29 protein-coding genes are annotated in these 26,865 nt (G+C 41.7%); 6 read left to right on the top strand and 23 right to left on the bottom strand.

Annotated elements, in window-relative coordinates; translation table 11 throughout:
- Positions 1 to 19 precede the first annotated feature (19 nt).
- The 3 genes from prmA to fis all read left to right on the top strand — a co-directional run bounded on the left by prmA (position 20) and on the right by fis (position 2,336).
- Positions 20 to 907 (top strand): 50S ribosomal protein L11 methyltransferase, encoded by an 888-nt coding sequence (gene prmA / locus AB8613_RS09725; protein ID WP_146492401.1) that lies wholly within the window; start codon positions 20 to 22, stop codon positions 905 to 907.
- 140 nt (positions 908 to 1,047) lie between these two features.
- A complete protein-coding gene (gene dusB / locus AB8613_RS09720; RefSeq protein ID WP_032546269.1) occupies positions 1,048 to 2,016 on the top strand; it encodes a tRNA dihydrouridine synthase DusB in 969 nt (322 codons plus the stop codon).
- Between the two features lie 23 nt (positions 2,017 to 2,039).
- A complete protein-coding gene (gene fis, locus AB8613_RS09715) occupies positions 2,040 to 2,336 on the top strand; it encodes a DNA-binding transcriptional regulator Fis (RefSeq protein ID WP_004729744.1) in 297 nt (98 codons plus the stop codon).
- Positions 2,337 to 2,425: 89 nt separating this feature from the next.
- Here the strand turns inward: fis and zntR are convergent, their stop codons facing one another.
- Positions 2,426 to 2,866, bottom strand: coding sequence for a Zn(2+)-responsive transcriptional regulator (gene zntR / locus AB8613_RS09710; RefSeq protein WP_048612394.1), 441 nt, complete (start codon positions 2,864 to 2,866; stop codon positions 2,426 to 2,428).
- 325 nt (positions 2,867 to 3,191) lie between these two features.
- Between zntR and purH the strand changes: the two genes are divergently transcribed.
- Positions 3,192 to 4,784, top strand: coding sequence for a bifunctional phosphoribosylaminoimidazolecarboxamide formyltransferase/IMP cyclohydrolase (gene purH / locus AB8613_RS09705; RefSeq protein WP_076655838.1), 1,593 nt, complete (start codon positions 3,192 to 3,194; stop codon positions 4,782 to 4,784).
- Between the two features lie 92 nt (positions 4,785 to 4,876).
- A complete protein-coding gene (purD, locus tag AB8613_RS09700) occupies positions 4,877 to 6,166 on the top strand; it encodes a phosphoribosylamine--glycine ligase (RefSeq protein WP_372383781.1) in 1,290 nt (429 codons plus the stop codon).
- A 170-nt stretch (positions 6,167 to 6,336) separates the two neighbouring features.
- On the opposite strand, the gene AB8613_RS09695 is transcribed toward purD, so the two are convergent.
- The 6 genes from AB8613_RS09695 to AB8613_RS09670 form a co-directional block, all read right to left on the bottom strand.
- Positions 6,337 to 7,035 carry a DUF1481 domain-containing protein gene (locus tag AB8613_RS09695; protein WP_146492397.1) on the bottom strand — a complete coding sequence of 233 codons (699 nt, stop codon included), beginning with the start codon at positions 7,033 to 7,035 and terminating at the stop codon, positions 6,337 to 6,339.
- Positions 7,036 to 7,694: 659 nt separating this feature from the next.
- On the bottom strand, positions 7,695 to 8,255 hold the full coding sequence (locus AB8613_RS09690; protein WP_372383780.1) for a DUF4209 domain-containing protein: 561 nt from the start codon (positions 8,253 to 8,255) through the stop codon (positions 7,695 to 7,697).
- Complete coding sequence (locus AB8613_RS09685) at positions 8,221 to 9,393, bottom strand: hypothetical protein (protein ID WP_372383779.1); 1,173 nt, start codon at positions 9,391 to 9,393, stop codon at positions 8,221 to 8,223. The genes AB8613_RS09690 and AB8613_RS09685 overlap by 35 nt, the downstream gene beginning before the upstream one ends.
- 137 nt (positions 9,394 to 9,530) lie before the next feature.
- A complete protein-coding gene (locus AB8613_RS09680; protein WP_372383778.1) occupies positions 9,531 to 10,040 on the bottom strand; it encodes a hypothetical protein in 510 nt (169 codons plus the stop codon).
- Between the two features lie 8 nt (positions 10,041 to 10,048).
- Positions 10,049 to 10,249: a hypothetical protein gene (locus tag AB8613_RS09675; protein WP_372383777.1), complete on the bottom strand. Its 201-nt coding sequence runs from the start codon at positions 10,247 to 10,249 to the stop codon at positions 10,049 to 10,051.
- Between the two features lie 489 nt (positions 10,250 to 10,738).
- Positions 10,739 to 11,020, bottom strand: a complete 282-nt coding sequence (locus AB8613_RS09670; RefSeq protein ID WP_372383776.1) for a hypothetical protein — start codon at positions 11,018 to 11,020, stop codon at positions 10,739 to 10,741.
- A gap of 408 nt (positions 11,021 to 11,428) precedes the next feature.
- Here AB8613_RS09670 and AB8613_RS09665 point away from each other — a divergent pair, with 408 nt between their 5' ends.
- Positions 11,429 to 11,608 (top strand): hypothetical protein, encoded by a 180-nt coding sequence (locus AB8613_RS09665; RefSeq protein WP_241819636.1) that lies wholly within the window; start codon positions 11,429 to 11,431, stop codon positions 11,606 to 11,608.
- 83 nt (positions 11,609 to 11,691) lie between these two features.
- Here AB8613_RS09665 and AB8613_RS09660 read toward each other — a convergent pair whose 3' ends face one another.
- The 16 genes from AB8613_RS09660 to AB8613_RS09585 all read right to left on the bottom strand — a co-directional run bounded on the left by AB8613_RS09660 (position 11,692) and on the right by AB8613_RS09585 (position 26,818).
- Positions 11,692 to 11,934 carry a hypothetical protein gene (locus tag AB8613_RS09660; protein WP_016768170.1) on the bottom strand — a complete coding sequence of 81 codons (243 nt, stop codon included), beginning with the start codon at positions 11,932 to 11,934 and terminating at the stop codon, positions 11,692 to 11,694.
- Positions 11,935 to 12,996: 1,062 nt separating this feature from the next.
- On the bottom strand, positions 12,997 to 13,560 hold the full coding sequence (locus tag AB8613_RS09655; RefSeq protein WP_372383775.1) for a reverse transcriptase domain-containing protein: 564 nt from the start codon (positions 13,558 to 13,560) through the stop codon (positions 12,997 to 12,999).
- Positions 13,479 to 14,066, bottom strand: a complete 588-nt coding sequence (locus AB8613_RS09650) for a reverse transcriptase domain-containing protein (protein ID WP_372384814.1) — start codon at positions 14,064 to 14,066, stop codon at positions 13,479 to 13,481. Before AB8613_RS09650 ends, AB8613_RS09655 begins: the two co-directional genes overlap by 82 nt.
- Before the next feature lie 333 nt (positions 14,067 to 14,399).
- On the bottom strand, positions 14,400 to 15,584 hold the full coding sequence (locus AB8613_RS09645) for a hypothetical protein (RefSeq protein WP_372383774.1): 1,185 nt from the start codon (positions 15,582 to 15,584) through the stop codon (positions 14,400 to 14,402).
- Positions 15,585 to 15,596: 12 nt separating this feature from the next.
- Positions 15,597 to 17,486: a hypothetical protein gene (locus tag AB8613_RS09640; RefSeq protein ID WP_372383773.1), complete on the bottom strand. Its 1,890-nt coding sequence runs from the start codon at positions 17,484 to 17,486 to the stop codon at positions 15,597 to 15,599.
- Positions 17,486 to 17,998: an ABC-three component system middle component 5 gene (locus AB8613_RS09635; protein ID WP_372383772.1), complete on the bottom strand. Its 513-nt coding sequence runs from the start codon at positions 17,996 to 17,998 to the stop codon at positions 17,486 to 17,488. Before AB8613_RS09635 ends, AB8613_RS09640 begins: the two co-directional genes overlap by 1 nt.
- Positions 17,992 to 18,537, bottom strand: a complete 546-nt coding sequence (locus tag AB8613_RS09630; RefSeq protein WP_372383771.1) for an ABC-three component system protein — start codon at positions 18,535 to 18,537, stop codon at positions 17,992 to 17,994. Before AB8613_RS09630 ends, AB8613_RS09635 begins: the two co-directional genes overlap by 7 nt.
- A 1-nt stretch (position 18,538) precedes the next feature.
- The gene (locus tag AB8613_RS09625; RefSeq protein ID WP_372383770.1) at positions 18,539 to 18,871 is read right to left on the bottom strand and encodes a hypothetical protein; all 333 of its coding nucleotides are present in this window, start codon (positions 18,869 to 18,871) and stop codon (positions 18,539 to 18,541) included.
- Positions 18,872 to 19,288: 417 nt separating this feature from the next.
- Positions 19,289 to 19,768 carry a hypothetical protein gene (locus AB8613_RS09620; RefSeq protein ID WP_372383769.1) on the bottom strand — a complete coding sequence of 160 codons (480 nt, stop codon included), beginning with the start codon at positions 19,766 to 19,768 and terminating at the stop codon, positions 19,289 to 19,291.
- A 21-nt stretch (positions 19,769 to 19,789) separates the two neighbouring features.
- Positions 19,790 to 19,975, bottom strand: a complete 186-nt coding sequence (locus AB8613_RS09615) for a helix-hairpin-helix domain-containing protein (protein WP_372383768.1) — start codon at positions 19,973 to 19,975, stop codon at positions 19,790 to 19,792.
- Positions 19,972 to 20,496, bottom strand: a complete 525-nt coding sequence (locus tag AB8613_RS09610; protein WP_372383767.1) for a hypothetical protein — start codon at positions 20,494 to 20,496, stop codon at positions 19,972 to 19,974. Before AB8613_RS09610 ends, AB8613_RS09615 begins: the two co-directional genes overlap by 4 nt.
- A 7-nt stretch (positions 20,497 to 20,503) precedes the next feature.
- Positions 20,504 to 20,842, bottom strand: coding sequence for a VPA1267 family protein (locus AB8613_RS09605; protein ID WP_372384813.1), 339 nt, complete (start codon positions 20,840 to 20,842; stop codon positions 20,504 to 20,506).
- Positions 20,843 to 20,921: 79 nt separating this feature from the next.
- On the bottom strand, positions 20,922 to 21,344 hold the full coding sequence (locus AB8613_RS09600; RefSeq protein ID WP_372383766.1) for a hypothetical protein: 423 nt from the start codon (positions 21,342 to 21,344) through the stop codon (positions 20,922 to 20,924).
- Positions 21,344 to 23,986 (bottom strand): hypothetical protein, encoded by a 2,643-nt coding sequence (locus AB8613_RS09595; RefSeq protein WP_372383765.1) that lies wholly within the window; start codon positions 23,984 to 23,986, stop codon positions 21,344 to 21,346. Before AB8613_RS09595 ends, AB8613_RS09600 begins: the two co-directional genes overlap by 1 nt.
- The gene (locus AB8613_RS09590; protein ID WP_372383764.1) at positions 23,979 to 25,547 is read right to left on the bottom strand and encodes a tyrosine-type recombinase/integrase; all 1,569 of its coding nucleotides are present in this window, start codon (positions 25,545 to 25,547) and stop codon (positions 23,979 to 23,981) included. The genes AB8613_RS09595 and AB8613_RS09590 overlap by 8 nt, the downstream gene beginning before the upstream one ends.
- Positions 25,547 to 26,818 (bottom strand): tyrosine-type recombinase/integrase, encoded by a 1,272-nt coding sequence (locus AB8613_RS09585; protein ID WP_372383763.1) that lies wholly within the window; start codon positions 26,816 to 26,818, stop codon positions 25,547 to 25,549. Before AB8613_RS09585 ends, AB8613_RS09590 begins: the two co-directional genes overlap by 1 nt.
- Positions 26,819 to 26,865: the final 47 nt, after the last annotated feature.

Below are 26,865 nucleotides of genomic sequence, written 5' to 3'. Positions count from 1 at the left end.
TCATATAGAAGATGCAGCCATGCCTTGGATTCAAATCAAGCTTAATGCTACCAATGAAAATGCCGAACAAATCGGCGACATGTTAATGGAAGAGACTGGTGCTCTTTCTGTAACTTTCCTGGATGCACAAGATACCCCTGTATTTGAGCCTCTGCCGGGCGAAACTCGCCTTTGGGGTGATACTGACATTCTCGCGCTTTACGACGCTGAGACTGATACTAGTGTCGTTCTAGCGCAGATTAAAGCAAGCAACATGTTCCCTGCAGACTTTGCTCATAAAGTAGAGCAAATTGAAGACAAGGATTGGGAACGTGAATGGATGGACAACTTCCACCCCATGAAGTTTGGTGAGCGTTTATGGATCTGCCCTAGCTGGCGCGATATCCCTGAACCTGACGCTGTCAACGTAATGCTAGACCCAGGTCTTGCATTTGGTACAGGTACCCACCCGACAACGGCATTGTGTCTTGAGTGGCTTGAAGGCTTAGACCTAACCGGCAAAACCGTGATCGACTTCGGTTGTGGCTCAGGCATCCTAGCGATCGCTGCGATCAAACTAGGCGCGGCAAAAGTTATCGGGATCGATATTGATCCTCAAGCTCTGCTTGCATCAAAAGACAACGCACAACGCAATGGCGTTGCTGAGCAACTAGAGGTGTTCTTGCCACAAGATCAACCGGAAGGTTTGCTAGCTGACGTGGTTGTTGCCAACATTCTTGCCGGTCCATTACGCGACCTTTCTGGCATCATCAAAGGCCTAGTTAAGCCAAATGGTGTGCTTGCGATGTCGGGTGTTTTAGATACACAAGCAGAAGATGTTGCGACTTATTATCGTGATGAGCTTCACATTGATCCGATCATTGAGCAACAAGAATGGTGTCGAATCTCAGGTCGCAAGCAAGGCTAGACAAGACTTTGGGCGCTAATTGACTGAAATTTAAACAAATTACAAAAACAATTTGTAAATGCTCAAATATTAGTCTTTTCACGCAGCGAAAAAATGCGTAAAATGCGCGCCCTTGCTGGTACAGAACTGTGATGACATTTTTGAAAATCGGAAATTATCAACTTAAGAACAATCTAATCGTCGCTCCTATGGCTGGCGTAACGGATAGACCATTCCGTGAGTTGTGTCTTCGCTACGGTGCGGGGATGGCAGTCAGTGAAATGATGTCCTCCAATCCGAAGGTTTGGAAAACGTCAAAGTCTCAGCAGCGTATGGTACATGAAGGCGAATCGGGCATTCGTTCAGTACAAATCGCTGGTGCAGATCCACAGCTTATGGCCGAGGCTGCTCAATTTAATGTCGATAACGGTGCGCAAATCATCGATATCAACATGGGTTGTCCAGCCAAAAAAGTGAATAAGAAGCTTGCGGGCTCAGCCCTACTGCAGCATCCAGAACTCATTGAAGACATTCTGAAAGCGGTGGTAAATGCTGTCGACGTTCCAGTAACGTTGAAAACGCGCACAGGCTGGGATACAGACAATAGAAACTGTGTCCAAATCGCGAAAATAGCCGAAGACTGCGGCATACAGGCACTTGCCCTTCACGGGAGAACTCGCGCTTGTATGTACAAAGGTGAGGCAGAATACAAACACATTAAAGCAGCGAAACAAGCAGTATCTATTCCGGTTATCGCTAACGGTGATATCGATAGTCCGGAAAAAGCGAAGTTTGTGCTGGAGTACACCGGCGCTGATGCTTTAATGATAGGTCGACCTGCCCAAGGACGTCCTTGGATTTTTAACGAAATCCTACACTATTTGGAAAACGGCACCACGATGGACCCACTCCCGATTTCGGAAGTGAAAGACATCATGCTTGGTCATGTGCACGCTCTACATGAATTTTATGGAGAGTTTTTAGGCCCTCGCATCGCTCGTAAGCATGTGGGTTGGTATCTAAAAGAGCATGAACAAGCGAGTGAGTTTCGCCGTACCTTCAACGCATTCGAAGCAGGTGATCTGCAGCTTGAAGCGCTAGAAGGTTTTTTTGATAACGTTGCACCATAATTACGAGAAGAGCTAGACCGAATATGTTCGAACAAAATCTGACTTCAGAAGCATTGACAGTAACTACAGTTACATCACAAGACCAAATCACGCAGAAGCCACTACGTGACTCAGTTAAAGCATCATTGAAAAATTACCTTGCTCAATTAAACGGTCAAGAAGTCAGCGAGTTATACGAATTAGTATTAGCTGAAGTTGAACAGCCACTACTAGACACTATCATGCAGTACACTCGCGGTAACCAAACTCGCGCAGCAACCATGATGGGTATTAACCGCGGTACTCTTCGCAAGAAACTTAAAAAATACGGTATGAACTAATCATTCTTTCGTAATTTATTGAATTGAAAGCCAAACTCATTTTTGAGTTTGGCTTTTTTTTGGCTTGTATAGCCCTGCTCGGTGGCTGACTACTCCCCAGTGCGACAACAGCGCCCTTTGTCGACGTTTGCAGAATCCAAAGCTGCCAGAATCGAACAATGGCTTGCATCGTCATCTACATGGCCACAACACGCATCATTAATCTTTTTAAGTGCGGTGCGAATCTTAGTTAATTCGGTAATCTTCTCATCAATCATCTCTAGCTTTGCTGAGGTAATCGACTTCACTTCAGCGCAACTGTGCTGTGTGGCCTCGAGGCGAATCTCAAGCAATTCTTTAATCTCGTCCAAACTCAGCCCCAACGCTTTAGATTTAAGAATAAACGTCACCTGTTTCTGGTTATTTTCATCATACAGACGATAACCCGACTCACTGCGACTGGCTGGCGCGATCAGGTTATTCTTCTCATAAAATCGCAAGGTATCGGCTGTCACACCGCATCGTTTCGCTAATTCACCGATCTGAAACATGTTTTTTCCTACTGTTTCGTCCATTCCACAATTAACCTTATCGTTACTTTTCAGGCTGAAATGGCACTTTTCATAATTAATTTTGAGATACCAAACGATTGCGCGAGCTTTTTTGTAATAAATTAGTTAGAATCTGCGCCATCAAATTTGGAGTTGGTTATCTTATAGCTTAATCATAAGACTAACCCAAAAGGTCTTTACCAAAACTGGCCAATATTTTATCTCTTACTGGTATCTAAGATAATCCACGCTAAGAAGATAGAAACAAGTTCTTTTTTGGCAAATATCTTTATTTTAACCCCATGAATTTGAGGAAGATGGAAGCATGAATAACGCTCGTCCAATTCGCCGCGCTCTAATCAGCGTATCAGACAAAACTGGTATCGTTGAATTTGCACAAGCTCTTGCTAACCGTGGTGTAGATATCCTATCTACTGGTGGCACTGCTCGCCTGCTTGCTGAAAAAGGCATCTCTGTTACAGAAGTATCTGACTACACTGGTTTCCCAGAAATGATGGATGGCCGTGTTAAGACTCTGCACCCAAAAGTTCATGGTGGTGTTCTAGGCCGTCGTGGTCAAGATGATGACGTGATGGAAACTCACGGTATCAACCCTATCGATATGGTTGTTGTAAACCTATACCCATTCGCAGAAACCGTTGCTAAAGAAGGTTGTACTCTTGCTGACGCTGTTGAGAACATCGACATCGGCGGTCCAACAATGGTTCGCTCTGCAGCGAAAAACCACAAAGACGTCACTATTGTTGTTAACGCACACGACTACGAGCGCGTTGTCGCTGAAATGGACGCGAACGAGAAATCTCTAACACTAGAGACTCGCTTCGACCTCGCTATCGCAGCATTCGAGCACACCGCTTCTTACGACGGCATGATCGCAAACTACTTCGGCACTATGGTTCCATCTTACGGTGAGAACAAGGAAGGTGACGAAGAAAGCAAATTCCCTCGCACGTTCAACCAACAGTTCGAGAAGAAACAAGACATGCGCTACGGTGAAAACAGCCACCAAGCAGCAGCATTCTATGTTGAAGCAAACCCTGAAGAAGCATCAGTTTCTACTGCTCGCCAAATTCAAGGTAAAGCGCTTTCTTACAACAACATCGCGGACACTGACGCAGCACTTGAGTGTGTGAAAGAGTTCGACCAGCCAGCATGTGTGATTGTTAAGCACGCCAACCCATGTGGTGTAGCACTAGGTGAAGACATCCTAGAAGCTTACGACCGTGCATTCAAAACAGACCCAACGTCTGCATTTGGCGGCATCATCGCTTTCAACCGTGAACTAGACGCAGCAACAGCAACGGCTATTACTGAACGTCAATTCGTTGAAGTAATTATTGCACCTTCTGTTTCTGCTGAAGCAGTAGAAATCGTAGCGGCTAAGAAAAACCTTCGCCTACTTGAGTGTGGCGAATGGACAACTAAGACAACTGGCTTTGACGTGAAACGCGTTAACGGTGGTTTGCTAGTTCAAGACCGCGACCAAGGCATGGTATCTGAAGACGACCTTAAAGTAGTGTCTAAGCGCCAACCTACAGCTGAAGAGCTAAAAGACGCGCTATTCTGCTGGAAAGTAGCGAAGTACGTGAAATCTAACGCTATCGTTTACTCGAAAGGCGATATGACGATTGGTGTAGGCGCAGGCCAAATGAGCCGCGTTTACTCTGCGAAAATCGCAGGCATCAAAGCGGCAGACGAAGGTCTACAGGTTGAAGGTTGTGTGATGGCATCAGATGCATTCTTCCCATTCCGTGACGGTATCGACGCGGCAGCAGAAGCTGGCATCAAGTGTGTTATCCAACCGGGCGGCTCTATGCGTGATGACGAAGTCATCGCAGCAGCAGACGAACACGGCATGGCGATGATCTTTACAGGCATGCGTCACTTTAATCATTAAAAATCACTTGGTTTCTAGTTCTAAGTTCTAGAAACAGTTCAAAGCCTCGAATGACCTTCGAGGCTTAAGCAATTTAAGTTAAGGATTTTACAATGCGAGTTCTTATTATTGGTGCTGGCGGTCGTGAGCACGCACTTGGTTGGAAAGCGGCACAAAACCCAAATGTTGAAACGGTATTCATCGCTCCAGGTAACGCTGGTACTGCACTTGAGCCGAAACTTGAGAACGTAAACATCGGCGTTGAAGACATCGCTGGTTTAGTCGCGTTTGCTCAAGAGAAAAAAATCGAACTGACCATCGTTGGCCCGGAAGCACCATTAGTAATTGGCGTGGTTGATGCATTCCGCGAAGTGGGTCTGCCAATCTTTGGTCCAACTCAAGCAGCAGCACAGCTTGAAGGTTCGAAAGCATTCACTAAAGACTTCCTAGCTCGTCATGACATCCCAACGGGTTACTACGCAAACTTCACTGAGATTGAGCCAGCTATCGCTTACGTCCGTGAGCAAGGCGCTCCAATCGTAGTAAAAGCAGACGGTCTTGCGGCAGGTAAAGGCGTTATCGTTGCGATGACGCTTGAAGAGGCTGAAGACGCAATCAAAGACATGCTAGCAGGCAACGTATTTGGCGAAGCTGGCAACCGCGTGGTTATCGAAGAGTTCCTTGAAGGCGAAGAAGCAAGTTTCATCGTAATGGTTGACGGTTCTAGCGTGCTTCCTATGGCCACCAGCCAAGATCACAAACGTGTTGGCGACGAAGACACTGGTCCTAATACTGGCGGCATGGGTGCTTACTCTCCTGCTCCAGTTGTGACGCCTGAAATCCACAACCGTATCCTTGAGGAAGTTATCTACCCAACGGTACGTGGTATGGATGCCGAAGGCGCACCTTACACCGGTTTCCTTTACGCTGGCCTAATGATCGATGCTGACGGCACACCTAAAGTTATCGAATACAACTGCCGCTTCGGCGATCCAGAAACGCAACCTATCATGATGCGTATGGAGTCAGACCTTGTTGAGCTTTGCCTAATGGCGATCGACGAGAAACTAGACGAAGCAGAGTCAAAGTGGGATCCACGCGCTTCTATCGGTGTTGTTCTTGCGGCTGGCGGTTACCCTGCTGACTACGCAAAAGGTGACGTTATTTCACTACCAACAAGTGAAGTTGAAGGCCAAAAAGTTTTCCACGCGGGTACGACAAATAACGAAGCTGGCGATGTGGTGACAAACGGTGGTCGTGTACTTTGTGCAACGGCACTGGGTAACACGGTTTCTGAAGCTCAAGAGCGCGCTTACGCGTTGACTAAGCAAGTTAGCTGGAATGGTATGTTCCACCGCAATGACATTGGTTACCGTGCGATTGCGCGCGAGCAAGAGCAGTAATCAATCTTGTTACTCGCTTACTTTCCAATAACAGTAAGCGAATAACAGCAAAAGGCACCTCAATAGGCGCCTTTTTTATTACTCAATCTTTACTAAGAATCTGTACCTGTACAGACAAATCAGCATTTGGCCTACAGTAGGCTAAACACTCTCAACCCTTAAATTGATCGCTATTCTTTCAACAATGATGGCCTAACGACACAATCATGGCTGTCTTCAGCTAGCATCAGCAACTCTTCCACACTCATCTTACCCAGTGAATCACTGCCAAGAAACGCTGCATAACTTTCCACAGCTGCTAGTCGGTTGATCACGAAGCTTGGTAAGGTCTGGTTAAATTCAAAGCGATCAAACTCACCACCAGCGCACGTTTCAAAAGAGCTGCCATTCCAATACCCTTGAACCAGTCTGAGCCCTTCGTCATCCTGCTTCATCGTAGTTTCTAGAACCGATTTAGCTTCTTTCTGATAGTTTTCAAGTTGCTTAGCTTGGATAGGTAAAATTTTGCTGTCGATACGATACTGTTGATACACAGCTTCGCCTGACTTATTGAAACGCACATGGACACGATAAGGAACAAGCTCATTCGAAGAATTACGCTGCTCGCCTTCACGAATAAATTCACGAAGCACGCCTTCTGACCAAGCATAGTCAGTTTGATACCAGCCGTAATCGCCGACAGTGACGTAGTCAGCTGAAGTATGAGGTTGTGTTAGCTTGTTTGTAACCCAGTAGAAACTTGTCGCGTCGCCCATGACTTGGCCGCCGGTGTGAGTTTCAAATTGCTCTAGGTTTTTGCGAGGGCTTGTTGAAGAACAGCCAATAAGAAATGTAGATAATAGTGAAACGAGAAGAAATGCTTTTTTCATAAAAACCTGTACCGAGGTGGAATACGACTACCTCGGTACAGTTTAGATTATTTCACTGAATCTTTCAGTACATACAGTAAAATTCGTTTCATTCACCGAGTGAGTGAGTAAATCCATTGCTATACGGGCAATAACTATCATACTAAAGCATGTAGCAACTAAAAATCGTTTCAATATTACCTTTTATAGGCCATTTAAGACCTTAAGGAAAAGTATATGAAACAATTTAGCAAAACAACTACAATATAAAACTAAACCCAAACCACTTCACAAATGAAACAAAATGCTCCGAATCCATCTGCGGTGCTCATTCATTTTTCTTCACTAGTAAACGTTCATTTATGAGTGTAACTGGTTTGATTGCGCAGGATATTTAAGGACAGGATGGTAAAGTAAAATAATAAAGCCATTCCTGACGCTCGCAAAGCTCACTACTCGCTAGGCATCTATGACTTTCCTTGAACATCGGTATCACACTTGTAGAAGAGCCTCCCGTAACTCGTTTTTGGACAAAAATGAGTTTCGTTTTCACGGAAGTACCTTTTTTTTCGATTAGTGCAGGTAGCCAAAAGGTCAGTTTTGATGGCCTTATCTGGCATCCAAGTTGTGGTTTGAATGCCAGATTACGGTTTTGTCGGGTAGCGTAAGATAAACGTTGGTTATTGGATTGCCCTATAAATGTATACCCACTTTAAGCAAACCCACCAAACATATACGGCCCCATAGCTATTACCAGAATAATCATCAATCAAACCATGAGCGACTTTGTTTCTGAAGTTAAACCCTAGTGGGTCAGTAAATAGAGCTTCAGCCTTAAAGACTGTTTCTCGATTGAGTATCCCGTGGTTAGACGCTATATCCAAAAGCAACGTCATACTCTTTTCTGATTCAGATGTTTCATTTATTGTGACTGTTGGGATTTCCGCTCTTTTTAGTACATTTCTCAGAATCGCTTCAACCATAGGGCAGAACATCATCAATGCACTATGAAAATCCATGTTGTAACCGTGATAAAGCGCTTTTGACATAATATTCTTTTGCTCTTCTGGAACCAGTACACAATCTCGAACAACACTCTCAAAATATTCCAGATCGAGTTTTAGGTTTTCGCGAAGCTTTCTGAGCGCAGGAATAATGAAACCTGCCGCGGTACAATGGGCACTTCTTTCAAATGTTTTGAAGCATTCAACACGCTTGGCTTCTGTCTGAACCTGTAGCAAATCGTCCCAACTGTCTACCGTCAACATCACTATAAACATGGGAACCGATGAAGAGGCGACTAAACAATCCTTGTGATTCACGAGCCTTGTTGATCTTTAGAAGGTGACTGTATTCCATTTCTGGGAACTGGATTAATTCATCTAATGACTGCCCTTTGACGGTTTCGCTTACAATTTCCAAGTAAGGAGTAAGATCCATCTCAATTGCGACTGCACTCATTCGAGCCTGATTTTGAATAGCTTCACGTAGGTGAACCAATCGAGCTTCAATCAATTGAATTCTGGTCTGCACATCATTTTTCTTTTTGTATTGGTTATTCAAACCACGAAGAAGAACAATCGCTTCTCTGTATCTTTGAGCCGACACCTGAAACTGTCCGCTATTTTCATCCTCTGCGGCACGAAATTGCAAGCTATCACATAATAAATCAATGATAGCTTCCCTAGATAATTCGATTTTCGGATGTTTTTCTTTCACCTCTAAGGCAAGCTTTAAATAGGACTCTGCTAGGTAGTGTCCCTTTTTTTCGATAGCCTTGTTAGCTAGGCACTTTGATAGTTCTTGAGCATAGGGCTCGATTTCACCGAGTTGTAAAAGCAGTTTTGTAATAGCATAGGTGCAGTCTTCAACTAGCGCTGTCTCTGCCAATGTTCTAACTAGATTATCCTTGTTTCTTTTTCGTTTAGCAGCCTTAGATAGGTAAACTGCTCTTTGCCAGTAGGCTAAATCACCTAACATATATTCAATTGGAAAGTGTTGATAGGCATTGATAGCGCACTCAATATTATGCTCTATTCTGTTGCCAAAAGTGGACCACAATACATCGTAGTATCGCGCTACTAACCAATCTGAATCTAGTTGAGTGATCCAGTCTTTTATGAGCTGAAGGTCGTTTATGTCAATTTCGTTGACAGACCAAATGTCAGAAAACTCTAGCTTCATTTTCCCAGGAACAATCTTATAGCTAAGTATGTGAATCAGTGCTTCTGCTATAGACTTCTGTTGATATGAAAGCTTTAAAGCTGGCTTTGAGATTAGCTCTTTAATCGCATAAGCGTAATCATACTCTTTATTATGGCTGTGCTTGGAATTCTCAAAAATTGTATTTAATTCAGATAAAAAATCACTTTGATGCATTGTTCAACCCATCTTACCTTTGGTGAGATGATACTAGCGGTGTTTATTCCCCTTTTTAAAACTTTAAGTCAAAAGAAAGCCCTAGCTCACTACATCAGCTAGGGCTTTTTGTTGTTGACATGGGCAAGCTATTGCTACTAACTCAACCACCAAGCTTTAAAGCTATGCCAGTTACCCATCGGCTCTATGTACTTATCTTCTAAGTCGTAAACTTTAACCAATTCGTTGTGACACTTATCAATTAACGAATCAAATATAGGTGGTTCTTCAATCTCAATATTGATCCGTTTTTGTTCAAACGCCTTAGTATCTTCATCCACAACTTGAGTGATGTCTGACAGCTCCAGCTCAAGGGCTAAATACTTCTGGCGCAAAGAGGCGTGCAAAAGCGCTTTACCCTTGGTATCGATAACCAAATCTAAAATCTGTGCCAAAGCCACAATACAAGCCAGAACTTTTGCAAGGTTTTGTTCTTGGGCCCAAAGGGTTGCAAATGCAGCGGAGCTAGTAACTAACGAAAGAACAGTAATTCCTTTGCCTATACGGCTATAGTAATTTTGTAGGTGCATGTGATAGCGCACTCCTAAGCGAGTGTTCCACAACAAGTCCCAATGTCTTTTGTTTGCTTTCTTTTCTAGTTCGCTCATCTAAAATCCTATTTTTTGTTTTGTTCCCCAGAGTCAGGGTTGGGCGGAGTGGCGCTACGTTGCATGATCGTTTCTACGTCTTTTCTTCCGCCTTGGGGCATCTGTCGGTTAAGGGCTGTATCAAATGCCTCACCTATAATTACCCGTTTACCGTTACCGCCGCCACTGCGTTGCGGTTTTACACCGTTTTGATCAGACTTCTTTGTCATGTTTTTAATCCTTACCAACATTAAAAATAGTTTAGATTAATAAGGATTACACAACCAGAGGCATAGTGACACCTCCATCTACTCAAAAAAACTCTTCTGCTTCACAGATTCTCTTATCAAATCTACACATCAAAATTAAACAGGCGTTAAACGGGGTAGATTCAATTTTATTCGCTCAAACAACATGAGCTAGCACTTGGATAAATCACCTTGCTTAGAATCGCTTACAGAACGTTTTCGCCGTTTTGGCAATAGTTTCTGCAAACCATGTCAAAGCATATACTCAATAGAGCGAATGTGACACGGTGATATTCTCCCGGCCGTAACACGCAGCAAGCCTAGCTTGTGTGAGTCGGAGTGCTATGTGGGGTTGCTGGCTTAGCCAGATAGGGAGGCCCCACCGTTAGCTCTACTTGCCACGCTTTCTTCTTAATCTTTTCAACCCTCTGTCTCGCTTAGCCTCGTCACTCGATAGGCGTCTAAAGCCGCTTAGAAATACTCCTTTCCTGACTTGGTATCGACACATAGCCCGCTTGCTCGTGAATGTAGATGAGTGTGGTCGCGGTATCTTGGACCACTTCGCCCAAGTCTTCCATCAAGGTTCACCAATCCAGTATTGCTGTCGGTGTAACTGCCCATGTATTGGCGTGACATCAACTGACCAAGTTGCTTGTTGGCATTGACGCCTGCGTTAATCTTCCACTGCGTTTTGTCATTGTGTTTGCGATACACCTGATCAAATGGGCTGTAATCTATGACCAATTTATGCACGCATTCCAGATACCATTTTCTAAGGAAAAATGAAGCTCAGCATTTTAAGAGGAATAATTCCGCTAAAACGTTTCGGGGCAATTCCGTTTTAGAAAGATCGCTAATTTAGCGAAGCATGAATTATTAAAAGGATGACAAAAGTTGCTAACGAGAGTGTCTGATAACACTGAAGCAGTCACTCCGAAATGGTCAAAAAATCCGAGATACTGAACTAGATGGAAAATTTGGGCATTTTTAGGTTTGACTTTTCATAGTATTGCTACACAAACTCGAAGTTGAGTATAGTTGAATTAGGGTTCCCCCCCCCAAAAAAATCACTGAAGAAGGTCTTTTACTATGAAATGCAATGAATCTAAAGGGCAGAACATTGGAAGCCTGTTGGAAAATATTAGAGAGGTTGTTTCTAGCGTGGATACTGAGTTAATTATGGATAGGCTGTGTCATCTAGGTGAAGATTATGTAAGTTGGTATACCTCCTACTTGGTGGCTAGCTACGGACATATAACACCTCAAGACATTATCAACAAATATGGTGCTTCTGCATTACTGCAGTACATTGATATGAAGCTTGAGGGAGGTTACGAATAGTCAGATTTCATTATTCTTGTAGTATTTACAACTTAGACTCTCTCTGACCATACACATGACTTCAGCCAATCCCTTTTTATAAGTCAGAGGATTACTTTCTTAAATTCAATATCAATACCAAACCGGAGTGCAATTTTTTCTACATCTGATGGGTAAAAAGCATACTCTTTATCGATAATCCTGACTGTTGTTACTTCTAGCGCCCCTTCATCTTTTAAAAATTCGGGATAGAGTGCAGGGTAACTCTCTTGAATGCTGCTCAAAAGCTCGGATGTTAATATGTACGGTGCGTTAACAGAACCAAAATAAACATTTAGTGTAATCATCTATCGCCTTAGCTACCCTTAAAAATATAATCACCAAAAATTGTCAAAGTACTCTTTGATTCCATTTATCTCGATTACGTATCAGACGAGCGAGTTGATTTCATCAAGTAAAACCAGTTATATACATGTACCATCATAAGCATAACCAGCATTTTTGATAGGTATTTCTTGGTATTAAGTTAGTTTCAAACTTAATACTGGCGTCTATTACGCTGTTTAATAGAACCCTACACTCTTCAAGTGTTGAGCTTTTACCTTGGTTAAATGTACTTACACCGGACCTAAAACCGCCACCAATCGGATTTTCCCTACCAAACCGTGACGAATTGACTTAAAAACCGCGTGAAGAACGAATTTAGCTACCATAGTCCATAGAACCAACCAAAAAACGCCTCAACCCCGCGTTTCCCTACCATAAGGCAAAGGACAAAGGTATTGATGATTGATTCCCGTCTGCCTACTAACCTTCAACCAGTGCCAATATGAAGGCTATTAACCTTCAAGTTGTCACGATTTCGATTGAACTTGGATCTATTATAGCCTTTTAAAAACATATATATAGAGTATTTTAGCTCTGACCTGGAAGTACATAACCCATAGGCAATACGGCTATAGGTTTCTAAGCCTTGTTGGTTTCCAGTTCCCATAGTTTAATAGGCGTTTTTTGGTTGGCCGCACCTTTCACAGTCGGTTAATGGCACCAAACGCCCCGTTTCGAAATGACCTAAAACCGCGAGCACTGCGAATTTAGCTACCACAGTCCATTGGGCTTAACAAAAAAACGCCTCAGGCCCCAATTTGCCTACCATTAGGTAACGAACAAAGGTAAACCATGATTGACTAGCAGCTTACCAGCCTTCGAAGGTACGTCTTAAACCGAAAATTGTCACGATTTCAGCAGGTCATCAGAGCAGCCCTAGTTACTAAGTACCAACTGTATCGAACCTAGTCTGGAGTGAGGTAAACTGTCCTTTTAGCGCATTTTTGGACAAAAGCTTGTCAGCTGTATTGCTAAATTTATTTGGATGACTACGTAGTAGAGTGCGGCAGGTTTTAACCGATTTAGGTGTAGGAAAGTCCTGAGCTGCGAAGGCAGTCTTGAAGATCTTGATACTTTGTATATCCAAAATCTGGTTCAATTGTTTTTGCATAATTTATCAAGCCAAAAACGTGATCAATCATACCAAATACACTATCGAAACCTCGATGGATAGCATGCTTATCAACTCCAAATTTTACCATTCCGTAAATATGAGAATTTATATTTTGTTTGTATTGCTTAGTTAGTCTTACCTGCTTGTCATTTACACTTAGCCCCAAAATTACCTTATTTGAACCAGGGGGAATTACCTTAATCTTAGATTTTCTAAGATTATAACCATAAGACTTTACTTGGCTTAAAACACTGCCTATTACCTGGCTTACTTGCTGTCTATCAAAGTTATTCTGGCTAAAAGACATAAATAAGTCATCAGCATAACGTGTATAGATGCCGCCACGTTTTTGAGCATAATTGCTTAGTTTTTCATCTAGGTTGGCTAATACTAAGTTTGAGAGCATAGGACTAGTCGGAGCCCCTTGGGGAACACGCCCAAAATAACGAATATGCTTCTTCTGAAACGGCATTTCGTCAGAGTTTTTGTTGAACTGAACCCAATTTTTTTGTTCTGGATTACCGATTTAGGTTGATAGGTACAAATTCTAGCTAATCCAAAAGCAATAAGTGGTTTATATCCTATCTTTCGATAAACCTTGTAGACTTCAACTTCGTTAATTGTGTCGAAAAAGTTCTCTATGTCTAATTTAATCAACCATTTAGAGCCGCAGTGCTTTTCTGCGCACTGTACTATGGAGCTACCCTTATGGTACGAATAACAACTTGAATGCACAGGTAATCGATTAAGAATTTCGCCATTTATCCAACGTTGCAAAGCCTTTAGTTCATCGCTCGGGCTATGCAAGTATCGACTTCCTCCTGATCTCTTTGGTATGGAGTATGAGGTATAGTTTGAGTTACGTCTGTTTACTATGGATCTTATATAAGACTCTGAAAGTTTGGTTAGGTGGGCGAAATGCAGAAAGCTGTGTATGTAGGGAATTCCTAACCCCTCCAACTTATGAGCTTGAGCCATAAGAGAGTATAGCGCCTGCTGGGAGCGGCCCTTTTCCAGCCCTTTTAGTAAGTAAGGGTGAGTCGAGACAATAGTCAAAATGCTACCTTTATCGATTTGCGCTGTATCTCTTCATCTTGCGATCTAAGACTCACGCCGTGAGTAAGATGAAGAGATAGAGTACGCATGAAAGCGATACATATTCCATTGTGCAAGTTAACAACAAACACAAGGCATGTGGTTAAGTTCTATATGCCAAGCTTCATGAAACGAAGCCTAGATCCCCTCTTTGTTGAGGAGGTTAACTGTAAACCAGCTAACTAACACTAGCATAGAGACATAGAGTCTCGCTCGCTAATAAGGATAATAAAATTCTTCATTTTTTTCAATAGTATAACTTGCACCAGCGGGTCGGGATAATTCATATAAACCCTGGTTAGTTATACCAATAAGCGCTCTATTCTGAGTCAGAAAACCCATTCTTTCACATAAATCCAAAAGCGTTTGTATATATGCGGAACCCCTATTCATAAGGTGAGCTATATCCTCACGCTTGTTGGCACCGTTTTTCAAGAGTTCAAGTAGGTGTAGTATGTCTACTCTTGAAGATGGTTTTCTTTTTATAGCCGCTAAATCTTGCTTGAACTGCTGGGGAATTGTCCGATTTGGGAACATTGGATCCCATTTAGAAAGATTTAGGCATGGGGCATTATTTGGACGAAATTTTTTATATATAGGGCGATATAAGATCGATGGAAGGTTATTGGGTGCTGAATGTGTAAAAACGACACGAACAGCGCTTTCTTTGTAGCCTAGTGGGTATTGTGTCTTCTTGTCTGCATACGACTTGCACAAAGATTCTAACGCTTTACTACCTGCAAGGTCACTTATAGATGGTGCTCTATGCATTACATGTAAAGACACATTTTTCCGCCGCTTGATTGCTCTAGATACAATGCGCTTGCCTTCATCAGTGGCCATAAAACTAACAATATGAACCTTGATGTAACCATATGAAACCCAACTATTAATCGTTTTGTTGCGAAATAACGCATCAATATACGATACGACTCTATCGCCAGAGCCAATAAGGTCATCAACTAAGAACAGGCTTTTAAACTTATGTTGTTTCATAAAGGATAGTGATGGGGCTAACTCTTTATCCTCGCCATTAACTCGAACCTTTTCTAGCATAAATTGGCGCTTTCTGGCTCGAGTAAGTTCTGTGTATAAGTTACTGACGAATGCTTCGCTCCCTAAACTCTCAGTTGCAGATTGCAAGACTGGAGAAATAGTGGGGTTTTGAGTGTCGTAAATAGATTCTTGAGCTGTACACTCTCTAATCGGAAGTAACGCCGCTTTCTGTAAGCGATCCCATGCAATATCCTCAATCAAAACTCTTAGGTCACTACGCATATCCTCAGAAGAAACTATATGCAAGCTGTCTAGAAGTTGCTCCGCAATACTACGGTGTTCAGGAAGAAATTGTGAGAGCCAATTTTGGCTTGATTGCACTTTAGATAACATATTAATAAACAATACCGTATCGTATTAAAGCTCTAAGGTATGGCACCCTTTAGGATAAAATGGCCCTACACACATTGTCGTTCCTTCAAGCTCATCAGCTATCATTGAGGTTGTATATATCAGCTGAAATTCACTCTCTATAGAATCACAAACGTTAACCATATGACGCTGGAAGTTTTGACTGCGCTCTTCGCGCATCCCTTTGTCTTCTATATTATCCATGAGAATTAGGTTAGGAAGTCGAGCATAGGTGTCATCAACAGCATGAGAAAATATTGAAAAGCGTATGCTGTTTTTCATTACAACCATTGAGCTTGCTGAAAACTTGCTTCTTCCATTCACAAACATTTTGTCTTTAGCAAAATCGAATATTATCTCCTCAGGCTCTTCAAATGCTATCTCATAACCTCCATCTAGCATCAGAAGGTCTTTGGCTTTTGACTCAATAGATTCATATACCGATACATACCTGTTCTCTTGAAGGACTGTAATTTTCTCTAACTGAGCTTGAATATCTGTTATACGTTTTTGGGCTTTTGCTTTCTTTGTTTGTAAGACGTCAACCTTTGTCACTTGCTCTTTCTTATCTTCTAGCGAAATGATCTGGCTCTGACAAAATCCGATTTCCGTAGATAGATTTTGTAAAATGGCATCTTTGTCATCATTAGATACATTTATCGCATTTAGTTCTGCTTTTGAAGCTGAAAGCTTTTGTTTTACGTATGGAACTTTAGATTCAATTAGGGCGATATCAGCTTGAAAACTATTGATGAGCTTTTGACTTTCTTTGATCTGGAAGTTTAACTCGTTGAATAACTGAGAGTACGCGAAATCTTTATCGTTATGCTGTTTTGATGACTTACAAAGGCAACATGAGTCGTCTTCACTTACAGCCAAAGGTTCAAGGCATGATGGGCAATATTTGAATGTGATTGAGCCTAGACTGCTGTAGGTAACCTGAGATTGCGCTAGGGAATCTTTTCTATACTCGAGAGACCTCAAAAAAGCAGAAGTTTCACGTATCTCTGCTGCTATAGCATCACGCTTAGAGTTTAGTGTCGTTAACTCTTGTGCAAGGTCATCAATACCTTTAACCAATGATTTGATTTTAAGTGCAACATCGTTAGAAACCTGCTCAGTAGGTGTACTTTTGACTTGCTGACGCATCTTTTCTAGTTCAGTTATATCTGATTTTACTTTATTGATTTCGGAATGCAGAGATTTAAGGTTAATCAAGGTCTCATCATGACCGAACATGCGATATATCGCATTTAACTCTGCATTTACCTTCTCGAATGTCTTGTTGGCTTCTATTAAATCTTGCCTTAAGTTGTACGCCTCAAGAGTATCGATCCCCAGCAAGTATTCACCAATAGCTCTGCGGGTTGTGATGTTGTCAAACTTTGTCTCTTCTTTGAGGAGCTTATTAGTTGCAGAAAGCTGATCAACGTACATCACTCTAAGAATCTGATGCATAGTTAAGTTTTTACTATCATCAGTCTGATGGCGGGGTAGATTTAATAACTCGAATAGGTGCTGAGAGAAACTATGCGTATCTTGGTTGCGACGCATAGAAAACTTGTTCCATCCCTCTTCAGTCGCAAGGGCACGTGTCATATCGCCATCAAAGAAAAGTGCTCGCTCTTGCCCTGTTGGTGTAATGGTGCGCTTAATTGTTGCGATATGACCGTTAATGCTTACTTCAGCAATGACATAGTCGCATTTGAGCTGTTCTCTTGTCCAATCGGTAATTTCTGCCCCCAGAGCGTAACTAATCAAGTCTATAATTGTAGACTTGCCCGTACCGTTTTCGCCCCTGATAATGTTTACTCCAGTGTGGAAGCTTTCTTCGTAAACAAACTTACCCAATGCATAGACCGCAAAGCGGTTGATAAATAGTTTAGAGCGACTCATTATTTCTCCAGATCGTAACGGTATTCCATTAAGCCAGTCCTAGCTTTCAGTCCCGTTTTTCCACCAAATTTAACGTTAGGCAAATCATCAATTAGAGCACGAAACCAACCTTCTTGAGCGAGAGTTGAATTGATGAGTTCTTTTTCAAGTGAAGATGGTAGTGATAGTTCGGTTCGTTTGATAAAGCCTTTATCAAAATATTCTTTATCCAAAAGATTTTTTGCCAATAAGTTCTGAATGGCTACGGTTTGCAAATTCTCGAGTTCAAATAGAATTCGGCGAGTATTCTTAAGCGCTTCGAAAGGTTCAGAAACATCACTAAACTTACTTCTATGTCTATCCAGAGGTTTCGGTAGCGGTTTGATCAGCGATACTAAGTAAGGAAAAAGAGTATAAAAATCGATTAATCGATAAGTATCTAGTTTGATTTTTTGATGTGTGGTGTTTTCCATTATCGAAAGTAAACGATATACACAATGGTTGATATCTTGTGCAGGATGATAAATCAGCATGATGGCTCCCACACTAAATGGCACTTGCCTGTAAGAAAGTAAAGCATACCGCTGACCAACTCTGATGTGGCCAAAGTGTCATAGCGAACAACTGCTTTATGGACAGGCTCTATGAGGTCATCAAATATGGCTTGATCTATGCTGTTTTTTGAAGTTTCAAGGTCAATTAGTGGTTTGATCTTCGAATGCCAAATACAGCTAATTGTAGATAGTAGTTGAACATATACGTGCTGCTCTGCCAGTGACATTTGGTTTTTTGCTAGTTTTCTTTCAAATCTATTTTTAAGCAAAACTGCTCTATCTGTGAGCTCTTGGCGGTCGCCTTTTGAAAGCTTGGCTTCTAAACCTATGATCTCTCTGTTGGGGTGATCTGTGATGTAATCCGCTAGGTTTTCGATGATTTCCACTGCTTCGTTTTGACTTCCCAGAGTTTTTTTGATTTGTTCAACAGCTTGTTCAAGAGAGCTCAATGGAGTAAAAATATTATCTCCATTGTGAGCTGATTCATCGTTATAATTGACAGAAACTTGTTGGTTCATGCTAGAAGTGATTATCGCCGTTGTGGGTTGAGTTGCCGTTATATGTTACTGAAATGTCTTTTTTCAAGGATTCTGATTGCGACTTGGGCGTTCCTGATTCAGAAACATTTCCATTGGAGTCGCTATCGCTTTGGCGTCGAGGCTTGAATAAAGCGACTAAAGTGCATATGGCGAAAATAGATATAAACGCGACGATGATGTAGAAGACTTTTTCTGAGCCAAGTAAATCTACGATTTTTTCGCTAAACACATGACCCATAAGTAAACTAAACAGAAAAGCAAATACACCTACAGAACCAGTAATTGCTATTACTTTTACCCAAGAATTGTTCAAAATGACCTCTCAAATTGCATCTCATTGACACCTAAACAAACTGCGCTTAGTAAGTTTTGTTGCAGTGTTTTTGGGTGCATATTATGTCCAAATTCCAGTTTTTACTATCTTTAACTTGCAGAGCTTTGCTCTTAGTCAACAATTACTTAATAGAAGTTGTGCCTCAACCAATTGCAGAACTAAACGCTCCCCCGGCGTTCTCTGGCTACAGTTTATGATTCACCCACCTTCATATTGGCTTATTGATTTTTCTAGTGAAGTCAGAATCAGCATAGCGTGAGTATCCTTTTCATTCATTTTATGCAAAGGGAAATGGAGTCAAGGTTATCATTTTGCCTCTCACTTCTTTTTGAATATAAAGGAGAATTGAACGTTGTTTAAACTTTAAGGCGTAACTCATTTAGGGGCAAAAGCTTGCTACAACAAAAGACAGACTAGGACAAAGAGCATCAAAAATTTTCGGACTTTATTGGAATAGAACAAACTATATTGTCTTCCGACACTGAGTACCGTTGCCTTACCTGTTCCTGCACCGCCCGTAATACAGCTTACCGAGTTATCCAGACACGTTGCGACGGCTTCGATTTGTTTAAGCGTTAATTCGTAGGGAAGCTCCGCAACCGCAGAGCAATACGCAGCATTGGCGTTTTCATCAAACAAGTTATTTCGCTTAATCAGTGTATTTAGCCGTTTGGCAACAACACTTTCCATCAGAATTTGCGCCGTTGGATGGTAAGCTCCTGTGTCGGGATTTAAAATGTACTGAGCTTTATCATGACCTGATTGGAACGCCTGTGTGACCAGTGTTTTGTCTTTCAGTAGCTTTTTGAGGTAAGGGCGCACATTGGCATGAGTGGTATAGGTGTGACCTTTTTCAATCTCTTTGCGAATCGCCATTTCCAGAGCAGCGCTGAGTCTTCATGGGTCATCCTTCGCAACATCGCTCTTAAAATCCGTTACCTTGATAATATCTTCAATGGCACTGAACGAAAGACTAAAGCCCATCAAAGCATAAGGATTATCCTTAATGACCTCTATGGAAGCTTCACCGTGATGTTTGAGCAACCGTTGCTGCACACTGACGGGGATGTCGTGCTCGCTCATCCAGTTGCAATGTGCCAGATTTTATATTTGGCGTACCCCTTAAAGAGCGCTTCCACTGAATCTTCGCTCAGAATCGATGTTAGACGCTTTCTAGAGTCTGGGGTGTCATTTCTCTGTGTAGCATGGAAGTCTTTACCCAAGAGCTGCCAGAGCGCCCTAGCTTTGCTTTCGCCAATACCCTTGAAGTTACTTTCTCTGGCGATAAAGCGTATCAGTTGCTCTCCTGCTTCGGGTAAAGTGCATTCAATATACCTGGGTGATTCATAAGTATGCTGCTGCAAAACATAATCACCCATCTCCATATTTTCTATCTTGCGAGTGCCTTTGGCTGACCAATGCAGACCCAGCTTTGGAAGCGCAGGGATGCTATCGGGGTCGGCTTTGATGGTGACGTAATACTTCCCACTATTGGTTTTGTAAGAGTCTTTCGCCAGCGGTACACCGCTGAATATCACCATCTTGGCCGAGCGATAAGGGATGCTGGTGACACGCATTTGGTCTTCATGCAAAGCGTTATTCATCGTGGCATCAATCCCATTTCGGATAAGGTTTCAGATAGCTCACCAAAACGCTCAAGTCGCTTTCAAGCTCCTTGAGCTTGGCTTTCAATTCAATGTTCTCAGCTTCTAATGACGCCCTCCGCTTTGAATCGAGATGCTTTCGATTTTCTGTGTTGTCGTAGGCTTGAGGTTTGCACTCATTCTTCTTGGCAGCGCCGGTCAACGATGGCAGGACACCTTTACCGCGCAGCTCATCTTCTAAGGCTTTGAGTGTTTTCTTGAGGGCTGAACTTTGGTTTAAAGCCGCTTTTCCACAACCAATCCCCTTTGCCACTTCAATACGATTAAGCTGACCTCTGAATACGATTTGTTTAAACTCATCGATCGTCTGTGTGGCTTTCCAGGCCTCAAATGCCTCAAGGTTTTGTTACGCTTTTTGTTGTCCGTTAGCCATATTTTTTCTTCCGTCCAATAGCCCCCAGAAGAGGAGAGTTTTCTTCAAACTTAATAGGATCAATATTCTCTCGTCTTGCTACTACTGCGGCATAAGCAAGCCTTTCTCTTTCTCTGGACAATTGATGTTCTAGATCTTCAATTTTCCTTTTTAGTTTGTTTATCTCAGCATCCTTAGCTGATTCCTTCGAAGCATTAAGATCATAAATTGCCTTCCCACCTTTGTAAGCCCTAACCAGTATCTTTACGCGATTAAATTCATCACGAAAGTCCTGGTTTCTCCATAGAGTTGGCTTTGAAGGCTTCACTCGGCTGGTAATGTACTCCCAGCCAAACTCTTCAGCAGGTATGAGTTGTCTTTCAAATTGACTTAATATTTTAAATGCACTTTCAAACTCTTCTTTGGTCGTCGCCATTACTCATTACCTCCACACTGAAATGGGCAATCATCAGGAAATGAACCATCCTTTTTAAATGGCATAAAGTCTTGGAGCTTATCGAGCTGACTATCATTTAGAATGATTTCTGCATTATCCAATATCGATGTAGTGTTTCTAAGGATTACCATATGGTGCTCAATGTGCATCTTGGCTGCTTCAACCCCTTTTTCGTATACCTCAAATAGCCTGGATAGCTCTAAGGAGGACCTATCGCGCTCTGCGGTGATTTTTTCCCTATGAGAAGGATCATGTAAATCATATATGTAGTGTTTACACCCTTTACCTTTATTACCTGTTAGGCATTTTAAGTTAAACTCACAAGGCTTTAGGTATAAGGGCCTCGTGCAATAACCTACTGGGCTATATTGAATTGATTGAAGTGTAGAATTTAAATGTTCAGGCAAACTACTGGTTGGAATTTTTTGTTGTTTCCACATTCTTACCTTGTCTGGGACATCACCTAAAAAGCGCTCTGAGTCATTTAACATGGCATCACCTACAACTTTTGCTCGTTCACGCCCAGTATTATGATCGTAGTTTTCACCTTGCCCTGTTGTTCGTCCCATCCACTTATTCACGACCAATTCAGCCAAGCCTGCTCTAAATAAGCTAGTCGTTTGCCAGTGCCTTCCCTTGTGGCTTTGCCAACTATTAGCTACATGATCATCAACGTCGATTTCGTAACGAACAAAAGCGCTGTCCTGCCTATCATTACCTCCAAAGAAATAAGTTACAGCGAAATACCCTAAAACCTGAGGTAAGTGTTCATAGGATTTTCCTCCGCTTATTCCTGCACGCAGAAATAAATGCTCTGATGGTTTTTGACGAATACTGAAGGATTTCGAGCTTATCTTGATATGATCTTGTTCATATTCATGAATAGACTTTTCGATTAACTCCCGTTCGATATCTAAATTCATGCGTTCATACTGCGCCCGAAAATGGCTCTTTACTTTATCAAAATCAGCCAAGTAACCTTTTACCTTCGTAAACTCTCTTTTTCCTATCGACGCTACATAAAAAGTGACCTTTTCATTACTCACAAGCTTTTGAAGGTAAGTCTTATTCGCTGTATTTTGAGTAAAAAATTCAGGCAAGATGTTTTCTAGTTCTTTGAGAGGTATCTGTTTGTGGTGATCGTAACCACCAAGTGTATAGGCTCGTATGATATCTAGTGCATCCTCGCGACTAATAACCGCCACCTTTGATACCTTTTCTAATTTAACGTCATTAGCAAAGGTAAGTGCAATATAGTTACCATATAGCGTAATTACCTTTTTTCGGATAAAGGTATCTTTTGAACGATAGTTCTCACCATCAGCTGAGCAAATGTTGAGTATTTTAAGTAGCTCCAACACAGTAACGTGTGTAGCTCTCACTGTTACTATTTCATCAATGCCATTTACAATGGCTTCGCCTGTAGCATAGTGATTATTTTTAAAAGTCCCTAGCGATTCACTTACCACCTCAAACCCCATATTTCTGTAATATTTCAGTAGGGAAGTGGCACCTTTAGCGCCAGAGGATATAGGTAAAATACTGGCTAGTTCCTTAAGCTCGAATCGTTCACCGTTGCTGATTTTTGTTTTTAGCTGCCACAATTTTTCTGCGGCCAACTTCTTTGACAATAATAAGCCATCTAACTGACGAACCTTTTTTTCAAAAGAAGATTCCTTTTTTTGAACATAAACATCAAATCTTTCATCAAAAAAACTCAATGCCCCATGTTGTTCAAACTGAATTGCTATGTCCCTATAGACTTTGGTGAGCTTGTGTATTTCATCAACGGCATCTTTAAATGGTTTACGCCATATTGTTGGAACATATCTCGCCATTGGCTCGGAGCCTTTCTCAGTCCACACAAGGCAGAACACTTCTCCATCCATTTCAATTAACGGATTGAGCGGTAAGCGCAATACTTCTCCAAGCCTTAAACCTAACCCATACTGGAATACTTGGGTCAGAATACACAATTTGTCGTTGATAGCTTTTGTACTGCCATCAAACCTATCATCTATAGCCCATTTAAGATGAATCACCGCTTTCACCAGCTCTGGCAAAGGCATCTTTTCTTTTTTTGCTTGAACTCGACCAAATTCATCTGTGTTTCCCAATGCTTTACATATATTCACTGTATCGATATTGGACGACAACAAATGGCAATCATTGAGGTAATTTATGACTCGATTTAAGCTCACGCCGTTAGTGGTTGGCTCGGCGTACCTTTCACCCAAGTAAGCGATCAACGCATCATACGCACGTTGATTTATATCTGATAATTGTTTAAATCCCTTTTCTGCCCATACCTTAATGGGTTCAATAGAATTTTTAACATGGGAGAAAGAGTACGGCTCTGCTCGCAACCTTTGATTCCAAAGCATGTTAACTAAGAAAACTTTACTTAAGGTGATCAATTCCTTCGGCAAAGGTTCTCCACCTATCATTTTAAAAAGAACCTTTTGGTTAAGTTTCAGATATGACCAACTATCATCCCCCCAGACACAACCAACTATCAACGGCAACGATTCAAAACGTTCTTTTGCTTGCTGCTCAAGTTCGGATAAGCTCTGAGTATTAGTTCCTTGCTTTAATTTAATTAGGTTAATTACATCACTCATCGCCATTTCCTTCATTAATGCTGATTACTTCTGCACCTTCAGCATATGCAATTGCAGCTTCACAACCCGCTATGGCTTCATCAAGCTGTTTAGATAGAGCTGTTAATGCACTATCGGCGACCCGTTGTTTTCGGTCTTGAATTGAGGCTAACGCATTATTATGGGACGTTTTATCTTTGTTAGGGCAAAATTTATCGCAGGTATAACAAGCTACTGCTGGCTCCAAGTAACAAGCCGCTTCTTTTTGGCATTTACCTATCGCTGTATAGGTGTCAAGTTCGATTATCTCTTTGCCGTAAATATTACCGCTTAAATCCTCTTCTCGACTCCATGCTGCTGTAAAGTGCTGCTGCTCAGTTCTTTTTGCCGTGGAATTTTCAAGCAACTCCCACATTTCTCGGGTATATCGGAAATAATGCTTAACGCAAAGCGTTGAGCTATGATCTAATAAGTCTGCAACTTCCTCTTCGGTCATGCCTTCCATGACTGCGTTAGAGCCAACGGTGTACCTGAAACGATAAGGCGTTAGGTGAAATTGCTTTCCTGTTCTTGGAGATGACGGTAAATAATTAACCAAGCTTTGTAGTCTTGAACGCACAGTTTGAGGCTGTAAGTGGTAAACAAAGTCTAACTTATGATCAAGGTAAAACTCTCTAACATGTTTAGCCAGATAAAGTCTACCTCCCCAATTACGCATACTCTTCCTATAAAACATTGGAGGTTCTGAGGAAGAAATGTAATCGAATTTTTCGCGATTGTTGTTAATAACCCTTTTAATTAGATCAGCCAATTCAACATCAACAGGGCGCTTAGTAAATTCATCACGTCGATGCGGCGCACCTTTCTGCTTTATTCTTGGAACGTTGAGATAACAAAGCCCCAACTCAACATCTTCAATGAAATCCTTTTCCTTGAGTAACGATACTTGTATCGGTCTTAAACCAAACTGGATACAGAGCGCGAGAATCAACCTATCATCAATATAAATCTCTTCATCTTTCAGTGCTTCGTTTAATACTCGTAACTCCTCGCGAGTAAAAGGGCCTAGTTCTTCATCCATCGTGAATAGGGTCAAGTAGGCGTTTTTATTCGATGTATATCCCTCAAGCCTTAAAATATCCTCCGCTTTGTCAAAAGATAACGCATCGTATTCATGTATTATTAAATAGCGAATAAGTAACTTAATAGGGCTAACAAAACGTGCAGGGTTCGCCATCACAGCGTCATCTATTGCTTCATCAAATTTATTACCGATAAGAATACTATCAGACAAACAAACAATGGCTTCATGATGCGCTCTTATTGAATCAGGCAGGTAACGAGGTAATAAGTAGGCGTAGTAACCTTTAAGTATTTCTTTCAGCTCAAATTCCAACTCATTGATACTGGCAAAATGGAACCTATGAACCACACTAGTATCATCGGGCATGAACACAACATCATTAAACTCGCCCGTTTCACCGTACAGCTCAACTTTATATCCTAATCGATTCTGAACTGTTCTCTCTTCGAGCGTTAACAACGACTCATTAGCGCTAATAACACCATTGCTTGTAATCATTAGCTATTCATCCATTCTTCAAACTCGGCGTCTGATTGGTCAATTTGTTCTTTTCTCTTAGCCTCTGCGTACTCAGTTGGCTCTAATATTTTACCTTGAATGATTTGGTGTAATTGCCCAACCTCTCGCTGTATTGAGCCTTTAGGGTAACGATTAACCATTTCACTACCTCGCTTCCATCCCCCTGCGTATTCCTGTATTGGGGTTTTATTTAATTTCTTACTTAACGAAGACTCACCAATGTTCATCAAGTTCAGCGCATCATTAAGTACGTCGTGGAATGTATTTCGAAGTCTATGAGGGGATAACCTGCCTGAAAATTCTGGATGTTTCTTTATTAGCTCATTGAGTATTGCGTTTGGCGTTTGCACGCTAAGTGGTTTTCCGTCCACATTTGAAAGGAACACGTACATACTCTCATTAGCCCCTCTATATTGAGTTCGCCAGTGGGATATATAGTGTTCGAATATATTTGCCATCATATCGTTTAGTTCAACTTCTCTACCTAATGTTTTAACAGATGGAGCTTCACTTCTAGGGTAGTCAATGTCACCAGATTTCAATATTTCAAAATATTTGCGACGACCTGATAATGAGAAGTGATTGAGCTTAAGTAAAAGGGACTCTCCTTTGCGATTCCCTCCCAATACCATCGTCAACAAGAGGGCATAGTTTCGCCATCGAATCTTTTGGGACCTCCAAGGATTAGAGTGATTTTCTGAGAGAGGATTAATAATATTAAAGAATTTACCTCTTAACTCTGGAGGCAAACCTTCTTTGTTAGACACCGCAGAGGCATATGGAGATTTTAAATACAACTTAAATCCTTCTTCCATAGCGGTAAACTGTATTTTAGCAGCCTGTAAACTGTCTAAACTATTCTTTGCTCGATTCTGATAAAACAACCATAGCCACTTGATATAGTGCCAGCTCACTCTCATGCGTTGTTCGTAATGCCCACTACTAACCTGCTCTCCAGTGTTAATATCTGCTGAACAATAAGCTGAATATGATTCGATAAACCCCATCGAAAACGGTGTCAGTGAGGAGATATGTCTGTGAATATCTATATGGTCAGATATACAAAAACGATAAAGGTGCTGAATTGACTGGGCATCTTTTTTTACTGTGTTGGGCTTACTCCCACTATCGAAACGCTGGAGCAGGTAACCCGCACTTAGCATTTCAATCTGCCCATCTATTTCAACAAGCTTTAGTTTGACGTTACCGAGTTTTGCAAATGTGACATCGACTAGATTTACCTCGCTCACATTGAAACTCCATTTTTCATACACGAATATTTATAGAGTAGAGAACA

Origin of the sequence: Vibrio sp. BS-M-Sm-2, assembly GCF_041504345.1 — a bacterium.
Taxonomy (GTDB): Bacteria; Pseudomonadota; Gammaproteobacteria; order Enterobacterales; family Vibrionaceae; genus Vibrio; species Vibrio satsumensis.
The sequence above is the reverse complement of the archived record's forward strand: the minus strand, read 5'-3'. Positions and strand labels throughout refer to the sequence as shown.

Excerpts from the sequence above, each read along its gene's own strand:
- AB8613_RS09615 (WP_372383768.1), bottom strand. The coding sequence starts at position 19,975 with ATGAGCGAGCACGACATCCCCGTCAGTGTGCAGCAACGGTTGCTCAAA.
- AB8613_RS09680 (WP_372383778.1), bottom strand. The coding sequence starts at position 10,040 with ATGAGCGAACTAGAAAAGAAAGCAAACAAAAGACATTGGGACTTGTTG.
- fis (WP_004729744.1), top strand. The coding sequence starts at position 2,040 with ATGTTCGAACAAAATCTGACTTCAGAAGCATTGACAGTAACTACAGTT.
- AB8613_RS09620 (WP_372383769.1), bottom strand. The coding sequence starts at position 19,768 with ATGGCGATTCGCAAAGAGATTGAAAAAGGTCACACCTATACCACTCAT.
- zntR (WP_048612394.1), bottom strand. The coding sequence starts at position 2,866 with ATGTTTCAGATCGGTGAATTAGCGAAACGATGCGGTGTGACAGCCGAT.
- AB8613_RS09600 (WP_372383766.1), bottom strand. The coding sequence starts at position 21,344 with ATGGCGACGACCAAAGAAGAGTTTGAAAGTGCATTTAAAATATTAAGT.
- AB8613_RS09595 (WP_372383765.1), bottom strand. The coding sequence starts at position 23,986 with ATGAGTGATGTAATTAACCTAATTAAATTAAAGCAAGGAACTAATACT.
- AB8613_RS09675 (WP_372383777.1), bottom strand. The coding sequence starts at position 10,249 with ATGACAAAGAAGTCTGATCAAAACGGTGTAAAACCGCAACGCAGTGGC.
- AB8613_RS09590 (WP_372383764.1), bottom strand. The coding sequence starts at position 25,547 with ATGATTACAAGCAATGGTGTTATTAGCGCTAATGAGTCGTTGTTAACG.
- AB8613_RS09695 (WP_146492397.1), bottom strand. The coding sequence starts at position 7,035 with ATGAAAAAAGCATTTCTTCTCGTTTCACTATTATCTACATTTCTTATT.
- prmA (WP_146492401.1), top strand. The coding sequence starts at position 20 with ATGCCTTGGATTCAAATCAAGCTTAATGCTACCAATGAAAATGCCGAA.
- purH (WP_076655838.1), top strand. The coding sequence starts at position 3,192 with ATGAATAACGCTCGTCCAATTCGCCGCGCTCTAATCAGCGTATCAGAC.
- AB8613_RS09630 (WP_372383771.1), bottom strand. The coding sequence starts at position 18,537 with ATGAACCAACAAGTTTCTGTCAATTATAACGATGAATCAGCTCACAAT.
- AB8613_RS09685 (WP_372383779.1), bottom strand. The coding sequence starts at position 9,393 with ATGCATCAAAGTGATTTTTTATCTGAATTAAATACAATTTTTGAGAAT.
- purD (WP_372383781.1), top strand. The coding sequence starts at position 4,877 with ATGCGAGTTCTTATTATTGGTGCTGGCGGTCGTGAGCACGCACTTGGT.
- AB8613_RS09640 (WP_372383773.1), bottom strand. The coding sequence starts at position 17,486 with ATGAGTCGCTCTAAACTATTTATCAACCGCTTTGCGGTCTATGCATTG.
- AB8613_RS09655 (WP_372383775.1), bottom strand. The coding sequence starts at position 13,560 with ATGCCGTTTCAGAAGAAGCATATTCGTTATTTTGGGCGTGTTCCCCAA.
- AB8613_RS09650 (WP_372384814.1), bottom strand. The coding sequence starts at position 14,066 with ATGGCTCAAGCTCATAAGTTGGAGGGGTTAGGAATTCCCTACATACAC.
- AB8613_RS09660 (WP_016768170.1), bottom strand. The coding sequence starts at position 11,934 with ATGATTACACTAAATGTTTATTTTGGTTCTGTTAACGCACCGTACATA.
- AB8613_RS09635 (WP_372383772.1), bottom strand. The coding sequence starts at position 17,998 with ATGCTGATTTATCATCCTGCACAAGATATCAACCATTGTGTATATCGT.
- AB8613_RS09610 (WP_372383767.1), bottom strand. The coding sequence starts at position 20,496 with ATGAATAACGCTTTGCATGAAGACCAAATGCGTGTCACCAGCATCCCT.